This is a genomic window from Mesorhizobium sp. CA15, assembly GCF_020165215.1.
Classification (GTDB): Bacteria; Pseudomonadota; Alphaproteobacteria; order Rhizobiales; family Rhizobiaceae; genus Mesorhizobium.
Map to the genome: position 1 here is coordinate 165,687 of NZ_JAIUHQ010000011.1, position 22,232 is coordinate 187,918.

The following is a 22,232-nucleotide window of genomic DNA, read 5'->3' on the forward strand; positions in this document are numbered from 1 at the left end:
GCCTCAGCCGGCGAGGATACGCTCGATCGCCGGGCGGTTCAGCCCCTTGAGGCCGATGACAACGAGCCGCGAGCGGCGGTCGTCCTCAGCCGTCCAGGCGCGGTCGTAATAGTGGTTGACGCGCGGGCCGACGGCCTGCAGCAGGAGCCGCATCGGCTTGCCGCCGACCTCGACGAAGCCTTTGACGCGCAGCACGTTTTCCTGCTCGGCGGCAAGGGCGACGCGCTTGGCCAGCTCGTCGGGATTGGCGATCGACGGGATGTCGATGACGAAGGAATCGAAATCGTCGTGCTCGTGGTCGAGCTCGTCGTCGTGATGGGTCTTGCGGTTCTCGATGTCGTCCTCGACGGCGAGACCGAGGCCGAGCAGCACCGAGGGATCGACCTTGCCCTGCGACGTCGGCACGACTTTCACGGCGCGCGCCACATGCTCGCCGATGACGGCGTTGGCGCGCTCAGAGCCCGCCGCATCCATCAAATCGCTCTTCGACAGGATGATCAGGTCGGCGCAGGCGATCTGGTCCTCGAACACCTCCTCGACCGGATCGTCATGGTCGAGCGAATCGTCCGCGGCACGCTGCGCCTTCAGCGCGTCCATGTCGGAAGCGACGCGGCCGTCGGCCAGCGCCGGGCCGTCGACCACGGCGATGACGCCGTCGACGGTGACGCGGCTCTTCACGGTCGGCCACTGGAAGGCTTGCACCAAGGGCTTCGGCAGAGCGAGACCGGAGGTCTCGATCAGGATGTGGTCGACCTTCGGCGTGCGGGACAGGATCTGGTCGAGCGCCGGCACGAAATCGTCGGCGACGGTGCAGCAGATGCAGCCATTGGCGAGCTCGACGATGTTTTCCTCCGGGCAGGTGTCGACGCCGCAGCCCTTCAGGATCTCGCCATCGATGCCGACATCGCCGAACTCGTTGACGATGATCGCCAGCCGCTTGCCCTTGGCGTTTTCGAGCAGGTTGCGGATCAGCGTCGTCTTGCCGGCGCCGAGAAAGCCGGTGACGACGGTGCAGGGCACGCGGGAAACGGATGCGTTCATGGTCGGTCCTTCAGCATGTCGAGGGGAGGGATGCGGGCAACCAGGCCGCGCTTGAGAGAATCGGGCCGGCCGCGCCAGGGGATGAGGCCATCGGTCGAGGTGGCGAAGAGCTTTGCGCCGGCGACGAGATCGGCGCCGCTGGTCGTGTTCAGATCGCCGAAGACGTAGCTCCAGCAGCCGTCGCGCAGCAGCGCGGCGCTTAGCCGGCGCTTGCAGTTGCCGAGGCATTCGACGGTACGGATGTCGATCTTTTCGCCGCAAGCAGCCCGACGCGTGTCTTCGGCAAGCAGCGCGCCGGCGCGCGGATGCGCATCCGACCCGGTCTCGTCGCGGCAGGATGAGCAGACGATGACGGTGACGCCAGCCAAAGCATCGGGCTCGGACGGAATGTCCGCACTGTTTGCCGGGAAACTGCCGTTGCGATCCAAAACCATGCTCCTTGCCCGGAAAACCCGCCGGGCATTCGGATACTTAAAGTCTCAGACGGCAGGTCTCCTGGCTCGCGGGTCGTCACCCTGAATGCCGCCTTCCCGGGAACATCCCAGTGGTTTTCGGCAGAGGCTCGTCGCTTACAGTTGCGGGGACAGCCGCGGATTTGGGTGTTGGCCCGCACCGCATTCCCTCTTGGCTCCTCCCTTTGCCGGGAGAAGACCGTCTGGGTCAGGATTTAGAGGGTTCAGGGGGCTGGAGTCAACGACTGGCTTAGTACCAGCCTTTTGGCGGCTTTATGGGTTTGAGGTATGGACCCACAAGTTTGCGAGGCGGTGAGGCCACGGGCGCCATACTTAACGAACAGCCGTGCTGGCAAACCGGTTCCCACATCAAGACGAAGCGATTGGCGTCGAACTTCGGCTCATGAACTATTATATAGCGCTGCCCTACCGGCAATAAGCCACAGGCGCCTGCGATCTGCTTGTCGATCGTTCCAAACTCCAACCACCGCAGAAGAAGCGCCGTCACTTCTTTTGGCTGCATACCGGGTGCAATGTGGCCGCCACAGAAAATGACTGGACGCGTGACCTCTACCCATTCCTCTCGGTAAGCACCTGTCGCATATGATGGCGACGCTAAGGTCAGGTAGGCCAAGACCAGACATATCGAGCGCCTGAAAACCATCGCAACCGATCCTAACCACAGTTGGGATGTTCTATTTTTGTTCACTCTCCCTGTCAACGCGCAGCTACGACACCGCGATGTCGGCCAGCGCCGGCCCGAGGTCGCCGGCCGGCGTCACTTCGATCGCCTCCAGGCCGAGCCAGCCCTGCATCTGCTTCAACTCGTCGAAGAGCTGGGCGGCCGTTTCGGGCGGGGCGCCGGCCTCGGCGTAGGCGGCGTGGACGCGCAAGATGCTGGCCGGGCGGTCAGCTTTCAGATCGACGCGGGCGACGATCCGGTCGCCGAGCAGGAAGGGCAGCACGTAGTAGCCATATTGGCGTTTCTCGGCCGGCGTGTAGATCTCGATGCGGTAGCGGAAATCGAAGAGTTTCTCCGTCCTGGTGCGTTCGAAGACGACGGGATCGAAAGGGGCGAGCAGGGCGCGCGCTTCTATCCGGCGCGGGAAACGGGCGTCCTTGTGGAGATAGGCGGTCTTGTCCCAACCTTCGACCTTCACCGGCAGCAATTCGCCGGCTTCGACCAGTTCCTCGATGCGATCCTTCGTGTCGCCCGGCGCGAGACGAAAATAGTCGCGCAGGTCGCCATAGGTGGCGATGCCATGGGCGCGGGCGGAAATGCGCAGCAACTCGCGATGCGCGTCCTCGACCGAGGGAATGGGAAGGTCGAGCACCGCCTGCGGCAAAACGCGCTCGGGCAGGTCGTAATAGCGTTCGAAGCCGCGGCGGTAGGCCGTGGTGATGCGCCCGGCCCAGAACAGCCATTCGAAAGCGTGCTTGGCCTCGCTCCAGCCCCACCAGCCGCCATTGCCCTTGTGGCCTTCGATGTCGGACGCGGCGATCGGACCGCGATCGGCGACCTCTCTATATATCTCGTCGATCATTTCCTTGCGTTCACGACCCCATTTCGCCAGGCCGAGATACATCTCGTCGCCCTGCTCGGCGCGCTGCATGCGCCAGCGCATCAAAGGATAGGTCTCGACGGGCAGGAACGATGCCTCATGCGCCCAGTATTCGAAAACGGCGCGCTTGCGGGTGACCGCGGCATTGTCGAGCAGCGTAAGCGGGTAGGGGCCGAGGCGCGAATAGAGCGGCATGTAATGCGCGCGCACCACCGCGCTCACGGAATCGATCTGCAGAAGGCCGGTTCGCGAAAGTACCCGCGCAAGGTGGCGGCGATCCGGAACACCACTGGGCCTAGGGTCGTTGAACCCTTGCGCGCCGAGCGCGACGCGCCTCGCCATGGCCAGCGAAATCTTGTCCTTCATCAGGTGTCCTTGCCCCGATCGTCCGTTGGATTTTTAGCCGGTGATTCCTGTCATGCTAGCAGGCAAATGGCGGTAGATATGTCAGGAGAGAAAACTGGAGTAAAAACTGAAGGAAATCAAACAGGAGCGGATCGGACCAGTTTCTTCCGATAAGGCGTCCAGAGCCGCGATTTGAACAACGTTTGACTTGCGTCACCGAAACCGCTGCGCTAACCCTCGCCGCGTTGCAGCATGGGCCCCTTAAAACGGTTCAGCGGTTAATCTGTCACGCTTCCGCATTAGAGTTCGTTGCTGTAATCAAAATGAACTGCCCCCGCCGAAGGAAAGTCGCCGCATGAGCGCACTCCTAAGTTCGTACCTGCCTATCGTGCTGTTCATCGCCGTGGCGATGATCGTCGGTCTGGCGCTCATCATCGCTCCGTTCCTTGTGGCCTACCGCAATCCCGACCCGGAAAAGCTTTCCGCCTATGAATGCGGGTTCAACTCGTTCGACGACGCCCGCATGAAGTTCGACATCCGCTTCTACCTGGTGTCGATCCTGTTCATCATCTTCGATCTCGAGGTCGCCTTCCTGTTCCCGTGGGCGGTGTCCTTCTCGAAGCTTGGCATGCTCGGCTTCTGGTCGATGATGGTGTTCCTGGCGGTGTTGACCATCGGCTTTGCCTATGAATGGAAAAAAGGAGCGCTGGAATGGGATTGAACGACAGTTCAGGCACCCTCGTCGCGCCGAAGTCCAAGGGCATCATCGACCCCAACACCGGCAGGCCGGTGGGGGAGGACGATCCCTTCTTCCTCGAAATCAACAATGAGCTGGCCGACAAGGGTTTTCTCGTCACCTCGACCGAGGCGCTGATCACCTGGGCGCGCAGCGGCTCGCTGATGTTCATGACCTTCGGCCTCGCCTGCTGCGCGGTCGAGATGATCCACACCTCGATGCCGCGCTATGACTCGGAGCGTTTCGGCGTCGCGCCGCGCGCGTCGCCGCGCCAGTCCGACATTATGATCGTCGCCGGCACGCTGACCAACAAGATGGCGCCGGCGCTGCGCAAGGTCTACGACCAGATGCCGGAGCCGCGCTACGTCATCTCGATGGGCTCCTGCGCCAATGGCGGCGGCTACTACCACTATTCCTATTCGGTGGTGCGCGGCTGCGACCGCGTCGTGCCGGTCGACATTTATGTGCCCGGCTGCCCGCCGAGCGCGGAGGCGCTGCTCTACGGCATTCTCCTTCTGCAGAAGAAGATCCGCCGCACCGGCACGATCGAACGGTGAGCCGATGACCCTGGCGTTGAACGAACTCTCCACCTATCTCGGCGAGAAGCTCTCCGGCCGCATCGGCGAAGCCGTGCTTGCCTATGGTGAGCTCACGGTTTCGGTTGAACCGGGCAACCTGATCGAGGTCGCGACCTTCCTGCGCGACGATCCGCGCTGCCAGTTCATCTCGATCATCGATGTCTGCGGAGCGGACTACCCGTCGCGCGCCAGGCGCTTCGACGTCGTCTATCACCTATTGTCGCCGAAGCAGAATGTCCGCATCAGGCTCAAGGTCCAGGCCGACGAGGAGACGCTGGTGCCGTCGCTGACCGGCGTCTATCCGGGTGCCGACTGGTTCGAGCGCGAGACCTACGACCTTTACGGCGTGCTGTTCTCGGGCCATCCGGACCTGCGCCGCATTCTCACCGACTATGGTTTCGAGGGGCATCCGCTGCGCAAGGATTTCCCGCTGACCGGTTTCGTCGAGGTGCGCTACGACGACGAGGCCAAGCGGGTGATCTACGAGCCGGTGGAATTGAAGCAGGAATTCAGAAATTTCGACTTCTTGAGCCCGTGGGAAGGAACGGATTACGTGCTTCCCGGGGATGAGAAGGCGAAACAGTAGGGCGACCCATGGCTGAAACCTCCGTCCGCAACTTCAACATCAACTTCGGCCCGCAGCATCCTGCGGCGCATGGCGTTTTGCGCCTGGTGCTGGAGCTGGACGGCGAGGTGGTCGACCGCGTCGATCCGCATATCGGTCTGCTGCATCGCGGCACCGAGAAGCTGATCGAGGCCAAGACCTATCTGCAGGCCGTGCCCTATCTCGACCGGCTCGACTATTGCGCGCCGATGAACCAGGAGCATGCCTTTGCGCTCGCGGCCGAGCGCCTGCTCGGCATCGAGGTGCCGAAGCGCGGTCAGCTGATCCGCGTGCTCTATTCCGAGATGGGCCGCATCATGTCGCACATCTTGAATGTGACGACGCAGGCCATGGACGTCGGCGCGCTGACGCCGCCGCTTTGGGGCTTCGTCGAACGCGAAAAGCTAATGGTGTTTTACGAGCGCGCCTCGGGTTCGCGCATGCATGCGGCCTATTTCCGGCCGGGCGGCGTTCACCAGGACCTGCCGCAGAAGCTCGTCGAGGACATCGGCAAGTGGATCGACCCGTTCCTGAAGTCGATCGACGATCTCGACGCGCTCTTGACCGGCAACCGCATCTTCAAGCAGCGCAATGTCGATATCGGCACGGTGTCGCTGGCCGACGCCTGGGCGTGGGGCTTTTCTGGCGTGATGGTGCGCGGCTCGGGCGCCGCCTGGGACCTGCGCAAATCGCAGCCCTATGAATGCTATTCCGAGATGGATTTCGACATCCCGATCGGCAAGAACGGCGACTGCTACGACCGTTACCTTGTGCGCATGGAAGAGATGCGCCAGTCGGCGAAGATCATGCGCCAGTGCGTCGATCTGCTGCTCGGCAAGGAAAGCGCCGGCCCCGTGTCGAACCTCGACGGCAAGGTCGTGCCGCCGAAGCGCGCCGCGATGAAGCGCTCGATGGAAGCGCTGATCCATCACTTCAAGCTCTATACCGAGGGCTACCGCGTGCCGGCCGGCGAGGTCTATGCGGCCGTCGAGGCACCGAAGGGCGAATTTGGCGTCTACCTGGTCTCCGACGGCACCAACAAGCCCTATCGCTGCAAGCTGCGCGCGCCCGGTTTCGCGCATCTGCAAGCCATGGATTTCCTGTGCCGCGGCCACATGCTGGCCGACGTCACCGCCGTGCTTGGCTCCCTCGACATCGTGTTTGGTGAGGTCGATCGCTAAATGTCAGTCCGCCGTCTTGCAGAAGCCAGCCTCCAGCCTGCCACCTTCGCCTTCAACGAGGCGAACGCGGCGGCCGCCCAGCAGTGGATCGCCAAATACCCGAAGGGGCGCGAGCAGTCGGCGATCATCCCGTTGCTGATGATCGCGCAGGAGCAGGAAGGCTGGGTCACCAAGGCGGCGATCGAGACGATCTCGGACATGCTCGGCATGCCGCGCATCCGTGGCCTCGAAGTCGCGACTTTCTATACGCAGTACCAGCTCAATCCGGTCGGCACGCGCGCGCATATCCAGGTCTGCGGCACCACGCCCTGCATGCTGCGCGGCTCGGAAGCGCTGATGGATGTGTGCCGGTCGAAAATCCATCACGACCAGTTCCACACCAACGACAAGGGCACGCTGTCGTGGGAGGAGGTCGAATGCCTCGGCGCCTGCGTCAACGCGCCGATGGTCATGATCTTCAAGGACACTTTCGAGGACCTGACGCCCGAGCGGCTGGCCGAGATCATCGATCTCTACGACGCCGGCAAGGGCGCCGAGGTGAAGCCTGGCCCGCAGAACGGCCGCCACGGGTCCGAGCCGGCTACCGGGCTGACGACGCTGACCAGCGAAAAGGCGATCCTGAAGTCGACGCGCGACAAGGAAGCCAGGGCGGCGGCGAAAGCCGCCAAGGAAGCTCTCGCGTCGGCGCCGCATGCAACTCCCGCCGCAGCCCCGGCACCCGCTGCGCCGGCAGCTTCGGCGCCGGCTACGGCCGCCTCTGGCCCGATTGGACCGTCAAAATCCAGCAAGCCGAAGACCCATGCGGCTGAAACCAGCCCGGCGCTCAACACGCCGTCGCCGGTCAAGGTCGCCCCGGCCACCGAGAATGGCGCCAGCGTCAGGGCGCCGCGCCATTCGGCCGCCAACGCCAACCAGGCCGCTCCGGAAGTCGAGGCGGTTTCAAAGCCGCGCAGCGGGCCGAAGACCAAGGCCGAGCCGGTCACCGCTTTCAAGGCGCCGGAAACCAAGCAGCCTGTCGCCAAGACGACGAAGCCTTCGCTCGATGACAAGAACCGGCCGGCCGGCATCGAGCGCCCGGCAATGGTCGACGATCTCAAGCTGATCTCAGGCGTCGGCCCGAAGATCGAAGGCACCCTGCATTCGCTGGGCATCTACACCTTCGCGCAGGTCGCCGCCTGGAAGAAGGCCGAGCGCGAATGGGTCGACGGCTATCTCAATTTCCGCGGCCGCATCGAGCGCGACGACTGGGTGAAGCAGGCCAAGGCGCTCGCCAAGGGTGGCGTCGCCGAATACATCCGCGTCTTCGGCAAGAAGCCGGTCTGAGGGACGACAAATGCTTCAGGACAAAGACCGCATCTTCACCAACATCTACGGCCTGTTCGACAAGTCGCTGGCCGGCGCGCAGTCGCGCGGCATCTGGGACGACACGCCAGGCCTCGTCGCCAAGGGGCGCGACTGGATCATCAACGAGATGAAGGCGTCGGGCCTGCGCGGCCGTGGCGGCGCCGGCTTCCCGACGGGGTTGAAGTGGTCGTTCATGCCCAAGCAGAGCGACGGACGGCCGAGCTATCTCGTCATCAACGCCGACGAATCCGAGCCCGGCACCTGCAAGGACCGCGATATCCTGCGCAACGATCCGCACACGCTGGTCGAGGGCGCGCTGGTCGCCGGCTTCGCCATGGGCGCGATCGCCGCCTACATCTATGTGCGCGGCGAGTTCATCCGCGAGCGTGAGGCGCTGCAGCGCGCCATCGACGAGGCTTACGCGGCCAAGCTGATCGGCAAGAACAACACATCCGGCTACGACTTCGACATCTACATGCATCATGGCGCCGGCGCCTATATCTGCGGCGAGGAGACGGCGCTGCTCGAAAGCCTGGAAGGCAAGAAGGGCCAGCCGCGGCTGAAGCCGCCATTCCCGGCCAATGTCGGCCTCTATGGCTGCCCGACCACCGTCAACAACGTCGAATCGATCGCGGTGGCGCCCACCATCCTGCGCCGGGGCGCCGCTTGGTTCTCGTCCTTCGGCCGCCCGAACAATGCCGGCACCAAGCTGTTCTGCGTGTCCGGCCACGTCAACAATCCGTGCACTTTCGAAGAAGCGATGTCGATCCCGTTCCGCGAGCTGATCGAGACGCATTGCGGCGGCATCCGCGGCGGCTGGGACAATCTGCTCGCGGTCATTCCGGGCGGCGCTTCAGTGCCGCTGGTGCCGGCCGAGCAGATCATCGATGCGCCGATGGATTTCGACGCGCTGCGCGACCTGAAATCCGGCCTCGGCACGGCGGCCGTCATCGTCATGGACAAGTCGACGGATATCGTGAAGGCGATCGCCAGGCTGTCCTACTTCTACAAGCATGAGAGCTGCGGCCAGTGCACGCCGTGCCGCGAAGGCACCGGCTGGATGTGGCGGGTGATGGAGCGGCTGGTGCGCGGCGAGGCGCAGAAGCGCGAGATCGACATGCTGCTCGACGTCACCAAGCAGGTCGAGGGCCACACAATTTGCGCGCTGGGCGATGCGGCCGCCTGGCCGATCCAGGGCCTGATGCGGCATTTCCGCGGCGAGGTGGAACGCCGCATCGACGAGTTTTCGCACAACGCGCACCGGGTCGAGCCGGTGATGGTGGCGGCGGAATAAGACTACGAAATACGGGCTTGGCCCGAAGACTGAAAAACTGGGGCGGGCATACGAAGAAACGACCAGGAGATCTCTATGGCGCCGTATTCGATACCCTATCCGTTCGTGCCTGATTTGGACCAACTCGAGAAGATGAACCAGGACCTGACCAAGATGATGCCGAAGGAGATGGCCAGCGCCGTCAACCTTCTGGCGCATCCAGTCGCGGGCGCCGCCGCGATGTCGGCGCTCAGCATCGGTCTGGCCAACCACGCCGTCGGCATGTGGATGGGCGCGTTCACCGGCGCGCTGGAGGCTTCGCAGCGCATGTTCCAGCCCTTCCTCGACGATCTCGAGGCGCAGCACGAAGCGGCCGCCAACGCGTCCAAGGCGCGCAAGGCGACCGAGACGTTGATCGCCAGGGCGCAGACCTTCGCCCAGGACGTGACCGACATAGCGGCGAACGCGACCGAGAAGGCGCTCGACGCGACCGGGGCCGATATTGTCGCCCAACCGGCCGCAACGGGACTGATGCCCGAGGATTTCAGGCAGCCTAAGGCCGTCGACAAGCCGGCGACACCGTCGGACCTGAAGGCGATTTCGGGTATCGGACCGAAGCTGGAAAAGGTGCTCAACGGTCTCGGCATCTGGACCTATGGCCAGATCGCTGCCTGGACGTCGGAAGAGATCGCCTGGGTGGAAGATTACCTGTCGCTCGCCGGCCGTATCGGCCGCGACAACTGGACTGCCCAGGCCGCGGCGCTCGCCGCGAAGAAGTGAATTGAAATGCCGGGCGCGGCTTCAGTCGCGCCCGGAAGGATAGATTGCGGGACATCCGCAGAGGTTTGAGGCGAATGGCAAAGCTAAAGGTCGACGGGAAAGAGATCACGGTACCCGACCATTACACGCTGCTGCAGGCGGCCGAGGACGCCGGCGCGGAAGTGCCGCGCTTCTGCTTCCACGAGCGCCTGTCGATCGCCGGCAATTGCCGCATGTGCCTGATCGAGGTGAAGGGCGGTCCGCCCAAGCCACAGGCCTCCTGCGCCATGGGCGTGCGCGACCTGCGTCCCGGCCCGAATGGCGAGCCGCCGGAAATCTTCACCAACACGCCGATGGTCAAGAAGGCCCGCGAAGGCGTGATGGAATTCCTGTTGATCAATCATCCGCTCGATTGCCCGATCTGCGACCAGGGCGGCGAATGCGACCTGCAGGACCAGGCGATGGCCTTTGGCGTCGATTCCTCGCGCTATCATGAGAACAAGCGCGCGGTCGAGGACAAGTATATAGGCCCGCTGGTCAAGACGGTGATGAACCGCTGCATCCATTGCACGCGCTGCGTCCGCTTCACCACCGAGGTTGCCGGCATTTCCGAGCTCGGCCTGATCGGCCGCGGCGAGGATGCCGAGATCACCACCTATCTCGAACAGGCGATGACGTCGGAGCTGCAGGGCAACGTCATCGATCTGTGCCCGGTCGGCGCGCTGACCTCGAAGCCGTTCGCCTTCCAGGCGCGGCCGTGGGAACTGACCAAGACGGAATCGATCGACGTCATGGACGCAGTCGGCTCGGCGATCCGCGTCGACAGCCGCGGTCGCGAGGTGATGCGCATCCTGCCGCGCGTCAACGAGGCGGTGAACGAGGAGTGGATCTCCGACAAGACCCGCTTCATCTGGGACGGCCTGCGCACGCAGCGCCTAGACCGCCCTTACGTGCGCAAGAACGGCAGGCTCGTTTCGGCAAGCTGGGCGGAAGCCTTCGCCGCGATCAAGGACGAGGTTGCAAAGACCGCACCCGAGCGGATCGGCGCCATCGCCGGCGATCTCGCCGCGGTCGAGGAAATCTACGCGCTCAAGCTGCTGATGGCCGCGCTCGGCTCGAAGAACATCGACTGCCGCCAGGATGGCGCAGCGCTCGATCCGTCACTCGGCCGCGCCAGCTATATCTTCAACCCGACCATCGAAGGCATCGAGCAGGCCGATGCGGTGCTGATCATCGGCGCCAATCCGCGCTTCGAGGCCTCGGTGCTCAACGCTCGCATCCGCAAGCGCTGGCGCGTCGGCAATCTGCCGGTCGGCGTCATCGGCGAGATCGGCGACACACGCTACGACTATGAGCTGATCGGCGCCGGCCCGGAATCGCTCAAGGACCTTGCCGACGGCAACGGCAAGTTCTTCGAGGTGCTGAGCAAGGCCACGCATCCGCTGATCATCGTGGGCCAGGGCGCGCTGGCGCGCACCGACGGCGCGGCCGTACTCGGCCAGGCAGCCAGGCTCGCGGCTGCCGTCAACGCGGTCACGGCCGAGTGGAACGGCTTTGCGGTGCTGCACAACGCAGCGGCAAGAGTCGGCGGCCTCGATGTCGGCTTCGTGCCGGGCGAGGGCGGCAAGAACGTCGCCGGCATGCTGGGCGAGACCGATGTGCTCTTCCTGCTCGGCGCCGACGAGATCGACATGGCCAAGACCGGCGGCGCCTTCGTCGTCTATATCGGCACGCATGGCGATGCCGGCGCGCACCGCGCCAATGTCATCCTGCCGGCCGCGGCCTACACCGAGAAGTCGGGCACCTATGTCAACACGGAAGGCCGCGTGCAGCAGACCAACCGCGCCGGCTTCGCCCCTGGCGAGGCGCGCGAGGACTGGGCGATCCTGCGGGCGCTCTCCGACGTGCTCGGCAAGAAGCTGCCCTTCGATTCGCTGGCGCAGCTGCGTGCCAAGCTCTATGGCGAATTCCCGCATCTCGCCCGCATCGACCAGGTGCAAGCGGGCAGCGGCGACGACATCGCCAAGGTGGCGAAGCTCGGCGGCCGGCTTAACAAGGGCACGTTCACCTCGCCGGTGAAGGATTTTTATCTCACCAACCCGATCGCGCGGGCGTCGGCCGTGATGGCCGAATGCTCGGCGCTGGCCAAGAGCGGCTTCAAGCAGGCGGCGGAATAAGCATGGACACCTTCTTCTCCTTCTACGTGCTGCCGACGCTGCTGATCCTGTTGAAGTCGGTCGTGCTGATCGTCGTGCTTTTGATCGGCGTCGCCTATCTGCTTTATGCCGACCGCAAGATCTGGGCGGCGGTGCAATTGCGGCGTGGGCCGAACGTCGTCGGTCCATGGGGAACGCTGCAGGCCTTTGCCGACCTTCTGAAATTCGTCTTCAAGGAGCCGGTGATCCCGTCGGGCGCCAACAAGGGCGTGTTCCTTCTGGCGCCGCTGGTCTCGGCGGTGCTGGCGATTTCGGCCTGGGCTGTCATTCCGGTCAATGAGGGCTGGGCGATCGCCAACATCAATGTCGGCATCCTTTATGTCTTCGCCATCTCCTCGCTCGAGGTCTATGGCGTGATCATGGGCGGCTGGGCGTCCAACTCGAAATATCCGTTCCTCGGCGCGTTGCGCTCGGCCGCGCAGATGGTGTCCTACGAAGTCTCGATCGGCTTCGTCATCGTCACCGTGTTGCTCACCGTCGGCTCGCTCAACCTCTCCGACATCGTCATGTCGCAGCAGGACGGTCTCGGCACGCGGCTTGGCCTGCCCAACACCTTCCTCGACTGGCACTGGCTGTCGCTGTTGCCGATGTTCGTGGTGTTCTTCATTTCCGCGCTTGCCGAGACGAACCGCCCGCCCTTCGACCTGGTGGAAGCGGAATCGGAACTCGTCGCCGGCCACATGGTCGAATATTCGTCGACGCCGTTCCTGCTGTTCTTCCTCGGCGAGTATGTCGCCGTCGTGCTGATGTGCGCGCTGGCGACCATCCTGTTCCTCGGCGGCTGGCTGCCGCCGTTCAACTTCGCGCCCTTCACCTGGATACCTGGGGTGATCTGGTTCGTGCTGAAGATCTGCCTGATGTTCTTCATGTTCTCGATGGTGAAGGCTTTTGTGCCGCGCTACCGCTACGACCAGCTGATGCGGCTGGGCTGGAAGGTGTTCCTGCCGATTTCGCTGTTCATGGTCGTCGCCACCGCGGCCTTCCTCAAGATCACGGGGTTTGCGTGATGTCCGCTCTGGCCCAGGCCGCAAAATCGCTGCTGCTGAAGGATTTCGTCAGCGCCTTCTTCCTGTCGATGCGCCAATTCTTCGCGCCGAAGGAAACGATCAACTATCCGCATGAGAAGGGGCCGATCAGCCCACGCTTCCGCGGCGAGCATGCGCTGCGCCGCTATCCGAACGGCGAGGAACGCTGCATCGCCTGCAAGCTTTGCGAGGCGATCTGTCCGGCGCAGGCCATCACCATCGAGGCCGGCCCGCGCCGCAATGACGGCACGCGCCGCACCGTGCGCTACGACATCGACATGGTGAAGTGCATCTATTGCGGCTTCTGCCAGGAAGCCTGCCCGGTCGACGCCATCGTCGAAGGGCCCAATTTCGAATTCGCGACCGAGACGCGCGAGGAGCTCTACTACAACAAGGAAAAGCTGCTCGCGAACGGCGATCGCTGGGAGCGGGAGCTGGCGCGCAACATCGCGCTGGATGCGCCGTATAGGTGATTAGCGGGCTTCTCCCTGTTTACGGGAGAAGATGCCGGCAGGCAGATGAGGGGCGGCGCCAGCGTCTGGAAACTTGGCGTACCCCTTATCCGGCCCTTCGGGCCACCTTCTCCCCGTAAACGGGGAGAAGGAACAAGAAAGTGGACGGCGCAACGTCGTCCGTCTAAGGAACACGCGGTTTCGAACCGGAGGCGGGTCGGAGTCGGAATTTGGAACCCGGGGGAACCCATGCTGAGTGGACTAGAGGCGGCCTTTTTCTACCTCTTCGCCTTTATCGCCGTGGCGTCGGCCTTCATGGTCATTTCGTCGCGCAACCCCGTGCATTCGGTGCTCTTCCTGATCCTCACCTTCTTCAACGCCGCGGGTCTGTTCATGCTGACCGGCGCCGAGTTCCTGGCGATGATCCTGCTGGTCGTCTATGTCGGCGCGGTTATGGTGCTGTTCCTGTTCGTCGTCATGATGCTCGACGTCGACTTCGCCGAGATGAAAGAGGGCGCGCTGCAATACGCGCCGATCGGCGCGCTGGTCGGGCTGATCCTGGCGGCCGAGCTGATCATAGTGCTCGGCGGCTACACATTTGCGCCGCAGCTCGCCTCGACGGTCGCCAAGGCGACGCCGGATCTCGCCACGCGCTCCAACACGGCGGCGCTCGGCGACATCCTCTACACGGACTACCTCTATTATTTCCAGATTTCCGGCCTTGTGCTGCTGGTCGCCATGATCGGCGCCATCGTCTTGACGCTGCGCCATAAGGAAGGCGTCAAGCGGCAGTCGATCGCCGCGCAGGTCGCCCGCACGCCGGCGACGGGCATGGAAATCCGCAAGGTCAAATCGGGCGAGGGCATCTGAGATGGTCGTCGGCATTGCACACTACCTGACGGTATCGGCGATCCTGTTCACGCTCGGCGTGTTCGGCATCTTCCTGAACCGCCGCAACATCATCGTCATCCTGATGTCGATCGAGCTCATCCTGCTTGCGGTCAACATCAACTTCGTCGCTTTCTCGGCGGCGCTGCATGACCTTGTCGGACAGGTCTTTGCCCTGTTCGTGCTGACGGTCGCAGCCGCTGAAGCCGCGATCGGACTTGCCATTCTTGTCGTCTTCTTCCGCAACCGCGGCTCGATCGCGGTCGAAGACGTGAGCGCGATGAAGGGTTGACGGGAACCATCATGTATCAGGCTATCGTCTTCCTTCCGCTGCTCGGCTTCCTGATTGTCGGCCTGTTCGGCAATTCGCTCGGCGCCAAGGCTTCCGAATACATCACCTCCGGCCTCCTGGTGATCGCGGCGGTGCTGTCGTGGGTTGCCTTCTTCACCGTCGGCTTCGGCCATGGCGAGGTGTTCACCGTGCCGGTGCTGCGCTGGATCCAGTCGGGCGGCATCGACGCTTCCTGGGCGCTCAGGATCGATACGCTGACGGTGGTTATGCTGGTCGTCGTCAACACCGTGTCGGCGCTGGTCCACATCTACTCGATCGGCTACATGCACTACGATCCGAACCGGCCGCGTTTCTTCGCCTATCTGTCGCTGTTCACCTTCGCGATGCTGATGCTGGTGACGGCCGACAATCTCATCCAGATGTTCTTCGGCTGGGAGGGCGTCGGCCTCGCCTCGTATCTCTTGATCGGCTTCTGGTACAAGAAGCCGTCGGCCAATGCCGCCGCCATCAAGGCTTTCGTCGTCAACCGCGTCGGCGACTTCGGCTTCGCGCTCGGCATCTTCGGCGTGTTCGTGCTGTTCGGCTCGGTCAATCTGAGCACCGTGTTCGCCAATGCCGCATCCTTCCTGCCGGCCGAAGGCGCGCCGACGGGTGCTGCCGTGCTCACCTTCCTCGGCCAAGCGCTCGACAAGCAGACGGCGCTGACGGTGGTCTGCCTGCTGCTCTTCATGGGCGCCATGGGCAAGTCGGCGCAGGTGCCGCTGCACACTTGGCTGCCGGACGCGATGGAAGGCCCGACGCCGGTCTCCGCGCTCATCCACGCGGCGACCATGGTGACCGCCGGCGTGTTCATGCTGGCGAGGCTTTCGCCGCTGTTCGAGCTGTCGCATTCGGCGCTGACCGTCGTCACTTTCATCGGCGCATTCACCGCCTTCTTCGCGGCGACCGTCGGCCTCGTCCAGAACGACATCAAGCGCGTCATCGCCTATTCGACCTGCTCGCAGCTCGGCTACATGTTCGTGGCGCTAGGCGTCGGCGCTTATGGCGCGGCGATCTTCCACCTTTTCACGCACGCCTTCTTCAAGGCGCTGCTGTTCCTCGGCTCCGGCTCGGTCATCCATGCCGTGTCCGACGAGCAGGACATGCGCAAGATGGGCGGCCTGCGCAGGCTCATCCCGGCGACCTATTGGATGATGATCGTCGGCACGCTGGCGCTGACCGGCGTCGGCATTCCGGCAACGGTGATCGGCACCGCCGGCTTCTTCTCCAAGGACGCCATCATCGCGACCTCGTTCGCCAGCCACAATGCGGTCGCCGGCTTCGCCTTTATCCTGCTAGTGGTCGCCGCCTGCTTCACCAGCTTCTATTCCTGGCGGCTGATCTTCATGACCTTCCACGGCGAGCCGCGCGCCAGCCACGAGGTCATGCACCATGTCCACGAATCGCCGCCGGTGATGCTGGTGCCGCTCTATGTGCTGGCCGCCGGCGCGCTGTTTGCCGGTATCATCTTCCACGGCGCCTTCATCGGCGAGGGTTACGCCGAATTCTGGAAGGCTTCGCTGTTCACGCTGCCGGAAAACCACATCCTGCATGAGATCCACGAATTGCCGCTCTGGGTAGAGCTCGCCCCGTTCGTCGCCATGCTGATCGGCCTCGCGGTGGCCTGGAAATTCTATATCCGCTCGCCGGAACTTCCCCGAAGCGTCGCCGCCAATCATCGCCTGCTTTATGCGTTCCTGCTCAACAAGTGGTATTTCGACGAGCTCTACGACTTCCTGTTCGTGCGGCCGGCGAAGCGCCTCGGCAGGTTCCTGTGGAAGACCGGAGACGGCGCCGTCATTGACGGCCTCGGCCCCGACGGCATCTCGGCGCGCGTCGTCGACGTCACCAACAGGGTCGTCAAGCTGCAGACCGGCTATCTCTATCACTATGCCTTCGCCATGCTGATCGGCGTGGCCGCTCTCGTCACCTGGATGATGCTCTGATGACCGACTGGCCAATCCTCTCGCTGGTCACCTTCCTGCCTCTGGTTGGTGTTCTGCTCATCCTGTTCATCAGCGACGACAGCGAAAACGCGCGCCGCAACATCCGCGCGATCGCATTCATCACGACGGCGTTCACCTTCGTCATCTCGCTGTTCATCTGGACGGGCTTCGACAATTCGCAGGCCGGCTTCCAGTTTGTCGAGAAGCACGCCTGGCTGGATTCGGGCATTTCCTACCACATGGGCGTCGACGGCATCTCGATGCTGTTCGTCATCCTGACCACCTTCCTGATGCCGCTTTGCATACTGGCCTCCTGGGATGCGATCGAGAAGCGGGTCAAGGCCTATATGATCGCCTTCCTGATCCTCGAGACGCTTATGATCGGCGTGTTCTGCGCGCTCGACATCGTCCTGTTCTACGTCTTCTTCGAGGCCGGCCTGATTCCGATGTTCATCATTATCGGCGTCTGGGGTGGCAAGCGGCGCGTCTATGCCTCGTTCAAGTTCTTCCTCTACACGCTCGCCGGCTCGGTGCTGATGCTGCTCGCCATCATGGCGATGTTCTTCCAGTCGGGCACTACCGACATTCCGACGCTTCTGACGCATAATTTCCCGGCCAACATGCAGACCTGGCTGTGGCTTGCCTTCTTCGCCTCCTTCGCAGTGAAGATGCCGATGTGGCCGGTGCATACCTGGCTGCCCGACGCCCACGTCGAGGCGCCGACCGCGGGCTCCGTCATCCTGGCCGGCATCCTGCTGAAGATGGGCGGGTACGGCTTCCTGCGCTTCTCGCTGCCGATGTTCCCGGAGGCGTCGGCGATGTTCGCGCCGCTGGTGTTCACGCTCTCGGTCGTCGCCATCATCTACACCTCGCTGGTGGCGCTGATGCAGGAGGACATGAAGAAGCTGATCGCCTATTCGTCGGTCGCTCATATGGGCTTCGTCACCATGGGCATCTTCGCGATGAACCAGGAAGGCGTGCAGGGCGCGATCTTCCAGATGCTCAGCCACGGCCTCGTCTCGGGCGCGCTGTTCCTGTGCGTCGGCGTCATCTACGACCGCATGCATACGCGCGAGATCGACGCCTATGGCGGTCTCGTCAACAACATGCCGAAATACGCCACCGTGTTCATGATCTTCACCATGGCCAATGTCGGCCTTCCCGGCACCAGCGGCTTCATCGGCGAGTTCCTGACCATGCTCGGCGTGTTCAAGGTCAACACCTGGGTGGCGTTCTTCGCCGCCACCGGCGTCATCCTGTCGGCGGCCTACGCGCTGTGGCTATATCGCCGGGTGATCTTCGGCGCGCTGAGCAAGGACAGCCTGAAGAACCTGCTCGACCTTTCGCCGCGCGAGAAGGCGATCGTCTATCCGCTGGTGGTGCTGGTCATCTTCTTCGGCGTTTATCCGGCGCCGGTGTTCGACGCGACGGCCCAATCGGTCAAGACGCTCGTCACCAACGTCACCGCATCCATCAATTCCGCGCAGACCGCGGCGGCGAACTGACTGGGGAATAGACCATGACGCCGGACCTTCTCTCCAGCCTTTCGCTCTCGACGCCGGAACTGATCCTCGCCGTCGGCGCGCTGGCGCTCCTGATGATCGGGGCCTATTCGCGCTCCAACAACACCATGACCGTGACCGGCCTGGCCGTCCTCGTGCTGGTGGTGGCCGCACTGTGGCTTGGCTTCTCCGGCACGCAAGGCGCTGCTTATGGCGGCGCCTTCGTGCAGGATTCCTTCAGCGCCTTCATGAAGATGCTGGCGCTGATCGGATCGGCGGTGACGCTCATCATGTCGATGCGCTTCGCGCGCCAGGAACATTTCGACAAGTTCGAATTCCCGGTGCTGGTGCTGCTCTGCACGCTGGGCATGCTGTTGATGATCTCGGCCAACGGCATGATAGGGCTTTATCTCGGGCTCGAGCTGCAGTCGCTGGCGATCTATGTGCTGGCGGCGATCAACCGCGACAATCTGCGCTCGACCGAAGCCGGCCTGAAATACTTCGTTCTCGGCGCGCTGTCGTCGGGCATGCTGCTCTACGGCATCAGCCTCGTTTACGGCTACACCGGCAATACCGGTTTCCAGGAAATCGCGACGGCGCTTGGCAGCGGCGAGCGCCAGCTCGGCCTCGTCTTCGGCCTGGTGTTCGTGCTGGCAGGCCTCGCCTTCAAGATCTCGGCCGTGCCGTTCCACATGTGGACGCCGGACGTCTATGAGGGCGCGCCGACGCCGATCACCGCCTTCCTGGCAGCCGCCCCGAAGATGGCGGCGATGGCGCTGATCGTGCGCGTCACCATGGGCGCCTTCAAGCCGATCGCCTCGGACTGGCAGCAGATCGTCGTCTTCATCTCGATCGCCTCGATGGCGCTTGGCGCCTTCGCGGCCATCGGCCAGACCAACATCAAGCGCCTGATGGCCTATTCCTCGATCGGCCATATGGGCTATGCGCTGGTCGGCCTTGCCGCCAACAGCCAGGCCGGCGTGCGCGGCGTCGCCATCTACATGCTGATCTATCTGGTGATGACGCTGGGAACCTTCGCCTTCATCCTCGCCATGCGGCGCAAGGAAGGCAATGTCGAGCAGATCAGCGATCTTTCCGGTCTCGCCTCGACCAACCCGATCATGGCCACCATCCTCACCGTCCTGATGTTCTCGCTGGCCGGCATTCCGCCGCTCGCCGGCTTCTGGGGGAAGTGGTACGTGTTCCTCGCCGCCATCAACGCGCATCTCTACGCGCTGGCGATCATCGGCGTGCTGGCCTCGGTGGTGGGCGCCTATTATTACCTGCGCATCATCAAGATCATGTGGTTCGACGAGCCGGTCGGCGGCTTCGTGCCGATGGCCAGCGAGCTACGCCTCGTGCTCGGCGTCAGCGGCGCCTTCGTGCTATTCTATGTGCTGATCGGCGGGCCGATCGGCAGCTATGCCGAAGCCGCCGCCAAGACCTTCTTCTGACGGGATGGCGTTTCGGCTGGCTCCAACCGCGGCGTCGGAGGGGTTCCGGCTCGAGGCGCATGACAGCGTCGGCTCGACCAATGCGCTGGCGCTGGAACACGCGCGCGCCGGCGATCCCGGCAAGCTCTGGGTCGTTTCGAAGAAGCAGGAAAGCGGCCGCGGCCGCCGCGGCCGTGTCTGGGCAACGCCCGAAGGCAATCTCGCGGCGACGCTGCTTCTGGTTCCGGGTGGCGAGCTCCGGCTTGCCGCGACGCTCGGCTTCGTCGCGGGGCTTGCGCTGGCCGACGCTCTCGACGCCGTCGTGCCGAAGGGCCGGATCGCCGTCGCCGTCGACGGCGCGAGCCAGGGCCGCAACCGCTTCGAATTGAAATGGCCGAACGACGTGCTGGCGTCGGGCGCCAAGCTTGCTGGCATCCTGTTGGAATCGGCGATGCTCGAGGGCGGCCGCTTTGCCGTCGCCATCGGTATCGGCGTCAATGTCGTGGCTTACCCCGAAGATTTGCCTTATCCGGCGACGTCGCTGCGGGCGCTGGGCGCCACATGCGATGCCGAAATGCTGTTCCTGGCGCTTTCGGATGCCTGGAGCGAGAATGCCAGGCTGTGGGATGACGGGCGCGGGCTCGATGCCATCAGAAAGCGCTGGCTTGCCCGCGCGGCAGGGCTCGGCGGTGAGGTTGCTGTCAGAATTGACGGCAATGTGGTGCGCGGCGTCTTCGAAACCATTGACGAGGACTGCCGTTTCGTGATCCGCGACGATGAGGGATCGGTTTTGACGATCGCGGCCGGCGACGTGCATTTCGGCGCGGTCGCCTCGGCCCGGGTATAATTTTGTTTTTGTGCAATTCCGTACGGAAAGCCGTGACACGCTTTTCCCGGGTTTGCGCCAACGGCTTGGCCAAAGCGGCCAGGAAGGAAAGAATTGATGGCGAATAAGGAAAACGCCGAGCTCGTCTTCGCGCCGCTGGGCGGCGTCGGCGAGATCGGCATGAACTTCGCCCTTTACGGCTATGGGCCCGCCGATGCGCGCGAATGGATCATCGTCGATGTCGGCGTCACCTTTCCGGACTCGGCACATCCCGGCGTTGATCTCATCCTGCCCGATACGCGCTTCATCGAGGAGAATATCGACGGCCTGCGCGGCATCGTCATCACCCATGCGCATGAGGATCATTACGGGGCGCTGCTCGATATCTGGCCGAAGCTTAAAGTCCCGGTCTGGATGACGCCGTTCACCGCCGGCCTGCTCGAGGCCAAGCGACAGGGCGAGCAGGGCGCGCAGAAGATACCGGCGTCGATCTACCGGGGCGGTGAGAAATTCACCATCGGACCTTTCGAGATCGAGGCCATTCCCGTGGCGCATTCGATTCCCGAGCCGATGTCGCTGGCGATCACCACGCCCGCCGGGATCGTCATCCACACCGGCGACTGGAAGATAGACCCGGCGCCGACGATCGGCCCGAAGACCGACGAGGCACGCTTCCGCGCCTATGGCGACAAGGGCGTGCTGGCGCTGATCTGCGATTCCACCAACGCGCTGAGGGAAGGGGAGTCGCCGTCGGAAGTCGCTGTCGGCGAAGGCCTCAAGGGTGTCATTGAGAGCGCGAAGGGGCGCGTCGCGGTCACGACCTTCTCCTCCAATGTCGGGCGTATCGTCTCGATCGCCAAGGCGGCACGCGATGCCGGCCGGCAATGCCTTGTGCTCGGCCGATCGCTGAAGCGTGTTATCGATGTGGCGGGCGAGCTCGGCTACATGGACGGGCTGCCGGAGTTCATCGCCGAGGAGGACTATGGCTATATCCCGCGCGAGAACCTGGTGATCATCTGCACCGGCAGCCAGGGCGAGCCGCTGGCGGCGCTGGCAAAGCTTTCACGCGACGAGATGAAGTCGGTGGCGCTGACGGCCGGCGACACGGTGGTGTTTTCCTCGCGCACCATTCCCGGCAACGAAAAGGGAATTCTCGAGATCAAGAACCGGCTGATCGATCTCGGCATGAAGATCATCGAGGACGGCGACGCGTTGGTGCATGTCTCCGGCCACCCGCGCCGCAGCGAATTGCGCAAGATGTATGAATGGGTGCGGCCGCAGATCGGCGTTCCCGTGCATGGCGAGGCGGCGCATCTGGTGGCGCAGGGCTCGCTGATGTCGATGTCGGGCATCGGCCAGGTGGCGCAGGTGCGCGACGGCGACATGCTGAGGCTCTGGCCAGGGCCGGCGACGATCATCGACCAGGTGCCGTTCGGGCGGCTCTACAAGGATGGCTCGCTGATCGGCACCGACCAGGCGATGGGCATACGCGACCGCCGCAAGCTTTCCTTCGCCGGGCATGTCGCGGTCAATGTCGTGCTCGACGACAAATATGAGCTTGCCGGCGACCCCGACCTTGTGGCGATCGGCGTCGCCGAAGCGGATGCCCGCGGCGAGACACTGGAGGACCTGATGCTCGATGCGGCAATCGGCGCGGTGGACTCCATTCCGCGTCAGCGCCGAAAAGACCTCGACCTGGTCCAGGAGGCGGTGCGCCCCCCCGGGCCCCGCGCCCCCC

General features: G+C 63.7%; 20 protein-coding genes and 1 riboswitch. Of the genes, 17 read left to right on the top strand and 3 right to left on the bottom strand.

All coding sequences use genetic code 11. The features are described 5' to 3' along the window. Positions 1 to 3: 3 nt before the first annotated feature. The 3 genes from cobW to LB515_RS18800 all read right to left on the bottom strand — a co-directional run bounded on the left by cobW (position 4) and on the right by LB515_RS18800 (position 3,421). Positions 4 to 1,041, bottom strand: a complete 1,038-nt coding sequence (gene cobW / locus LB515_RS18790; protein WP_140839926.1) for a cobalamin biosynthesis protein CobW — start codon at positions 1,039 to 1,041, stop codon at positions 4 to 6. Continuing rightward, on the bottom strand, positions 1,038 to 1,469 hold the full coding sequence (locus tag LB515_RS18795; RefSeq protein ID WP_224522892.1) for a DUF1636 family protein: 432 nt from the start codon (positions 1,467 to 1,469) through the stop codon (positions 1,038 to 1,040). The genes cobW and LB515_RS18795 overlap by 4 nt, the downstream gene beginning before the upstream one ends. A gap of 39 nt (positions 1,470 to 1,508) precedes the next feature. Beyond that, a riboswitch (cobalamin riboswitch) is annotated at positions 1,509 to 1,712 on the bottom strand. A gap of 509 nt (positions 1,713 to 2,221) precedes the next feature. After that, positions 2,222 to 3,421: a winged helix-turn-helix domain-containing protein gene (locus LB515_RS18800; RefSeq protein WP_224522766.1), complete on the bottom strand. Its 1,200-nt coding sequence runs from the start codon at positions 3,419 to 3,421 to the stop codon at positions 2,222 to 2,224. Positions 3,422 to 3,755: 334 nt separating this feature from the next. On the opposite strand from LB515_RS18800, the gene LB515_RS18805 reads away from it, so the two are divergent. The 17 genes from LB515_RS18805 to LB515_RS18885 all read left to right on the top strand — a co-directional run. Next, a complete protein-coding gene (locus LB515_RS18805; RefSeq protein ID WP_042643187.1) occupies positions 3,756 to 4,121 on the top strand; it encodes an NADH-quinone oxidoreductase subunit A in 366 nt (121 codons plus the stop codon). Continuing rightward, positions 4,112 to 4,693 (top strand): NuoB/complex I 20 kDa subunit family protein, encoded by a 582-nt coding sequence (locus LB515_RS18810; RefSeq protein WP_224522765.1) that lies wholly within the window; start codon positions 4,112 to 4,114, stop codon positions 4,691 to 4,693. Before LB515_RS18805 ends, LB515_RS18810 begins: the two co-directional genes overlap by 10 nt. A 4-nt stretch (positions 4,694 to 4,697) precedes the next feature. Beyond that, a complete protein-coding gene (locus LB515_RS18815) occupies positions 4,698 to 5,300 on the top strand; it encodes an NADH-quinone oxidoreductase subunit C (RefSeq protein WP_095764859.1) in 603 nt (200 codons plus the stop codon). An 8-nt stretch (positions 5,301 to 5,308) separates the two neighbouring features. Then, positions 5,309 to 6,499, top strand: coding sequence for an NADH-quinone oxidoreductase subunit D (locus LB515_RS18820; RefSeq protein WP_095764860.1), 1,191 nt, complete (start codon positions 5,309 to 5,311; stop codon positions 6,497 to 6,499). After that, positions 6,500 to 7,822 carry an NADH-quinone oxidoreductase subunit E gene (locus LB515_RS18825; protein WP_224708596.1) on the top strand — a complete coding sequence of 441 codons (1,323 nt, stop codon included), beginning with the start codon at positions 6,500 to 6,502 and terminating at the stop codon, positions 7,820 to 7,822. Between the two features lie 10 nt (positions 7,823 to 7,832). Next, positions 7,833 to 9,137, top strand: coding sequence for an NADH-quinone oxidoreductase subunit NuoF (nuoF, locus tag LB515_RS18830; protein WP_224708597.1), 1,305 nt, complete (start codon positions 7,833 to 7,835; stop codon positions 9,135 to 9,137). A 75-nt stretch (positions 9,138 to 9,212) separates the two neighbouring features. After that, entirely contained in the window at positions 9,213 to 9,896 is a 684-nt protein-coding gene (locus tag LB515_RS18835) for an NADH-ubiquinone dehydrogenase (protein ID WP_224708598.1), read from the top strand. Positions 9,897 to 9,970: 74 nt separating this feature from the next. Continuing rightward, positions 9,971 to 12,052, top strand: coding sequence for an NADH-quinone oxidoreductase subunit NuoG (gene nuoG, locus LB515_RS18840; RefSeq protein WP_224636080.1), 2,082 nt, complete (start codon positions 9,971 to 9,973; stop codon positions 12,050 to 12,052). Positions 12,053 to 12,054: 2 nt separating this feature from the next. Next, the gene (nuoH, locus tag LB515_RS18845; protein WP_095764865.1) at positions 12,055 to 13,098 is read left to right on the top strand and encodes an NADH-quinone oxidoreductase subunit NuoH; all 1,044 of its coding nucleotides are present in this window, start codon (positions 12,055 to 12,057) and stop codon (positions 13,096 to 13,098) included. After that, positions 13,098 to 13,589: an NADH-quinone oxidoreductase subunit NuoI gene (nuoI, locus tag LB515_RS18850; protein WP_095764866.1), complete on the top strand. Its 492-nt coding sequence runs from the start codon at positions 13,098 to 13,100 to the stop codon at positions 13,587 to 13,589. Before nuoH ends, nuoI begins: the two co-directional genes overlap by 1 nt. A gap of 228 nt (positions 13,590 to 13,817) precedes the next feature. After that, positions 13,818 to 14,438, top strand: a complete 621-nt coding sequence (locus LB515_RS18855) for an NADH-quinone oxidoreductase subunit J (RefSeq protein ID WP_140724960.1) — start codon at positions 13,818 to 13,820, stop codon at positions 14,436 to 14,438. Position 14,439: 1 nt separating this feature from the next. Further along, positions 14,440 to 14,748 (top strand): NADH-quinone oxidoreductase subunit NuoK, encoded by a 309-nt coding sequence (nuoK, locus tag LB515_RS18860; protein WP_027168992.1) that lies wholly within the window; start codon positions 14,440 to 14,442, stop codon positions 14,746 to 14,748. A gap of 11 nt (positions 14,749 to 14,759) precedes the next feature. After that, positions 14,760 to 16,733 (top strand): NADH-quinone oxidoreductase subunit L, encoded by a 1,974-nt coding sequence (gene nuoL, locus LB515_RS18865; protein ID WP_224708599.1) that lies wholly within the window; start codon positions 14,760 to 14,762, stop codon positions 16,731 to 16,733. Further along, on the top strand, positions 16,733 to 18,238 hold the full coding sequence (locus LB515_RS18870) for an NADH-quinone oxidoreductase subunit M (protein ID WP_095764868.1): 1,506 nt from the start codon (positions 16,733 to 16,735) through the stop codon (positions 18,236 to 18,238). Before nuoL ends, LB515_RS18870 begins: the two co-directional genes overlap by 1 nt. 14 nt (positions 18,239 to 18,252) lie before the next feature. Beyond that, positions 18,253 to 19,689, top strand: coding sequence for an NADH-quinone oxidoreductase subunit NuoN (nuoN, locus tag LB515_RS18875; RefSeq protein ID WP_224708600.1), 1,437 nt, complete (start codon positions 18,253 to 18,255; stop codon positions 19,687 to 19,689). A 4-nt stretch (positions 19,690 to 19,693) separates the two neighbouring features. Further along, entirely contained in the window at positions 19,694 to 20,515 is an 822-nt protein-coding gene (locus tag LB515_RS18880) for a biotin--[acetyl-CoA-carboxylase] ligase (RefSeq protein ID WP_140839945.1), read from the top strand. Between the two features lie 96 nt (positions 20,516 to 20,611). Then, positions 20,612 to 22,232, top strand: a 1,621-nt coding sequence (locus LB515_RS18885) for a ribonuclease J (RefSeq protein ID WP_224708601.1), incomplete at its 3' end; no start/stop codon positions are given.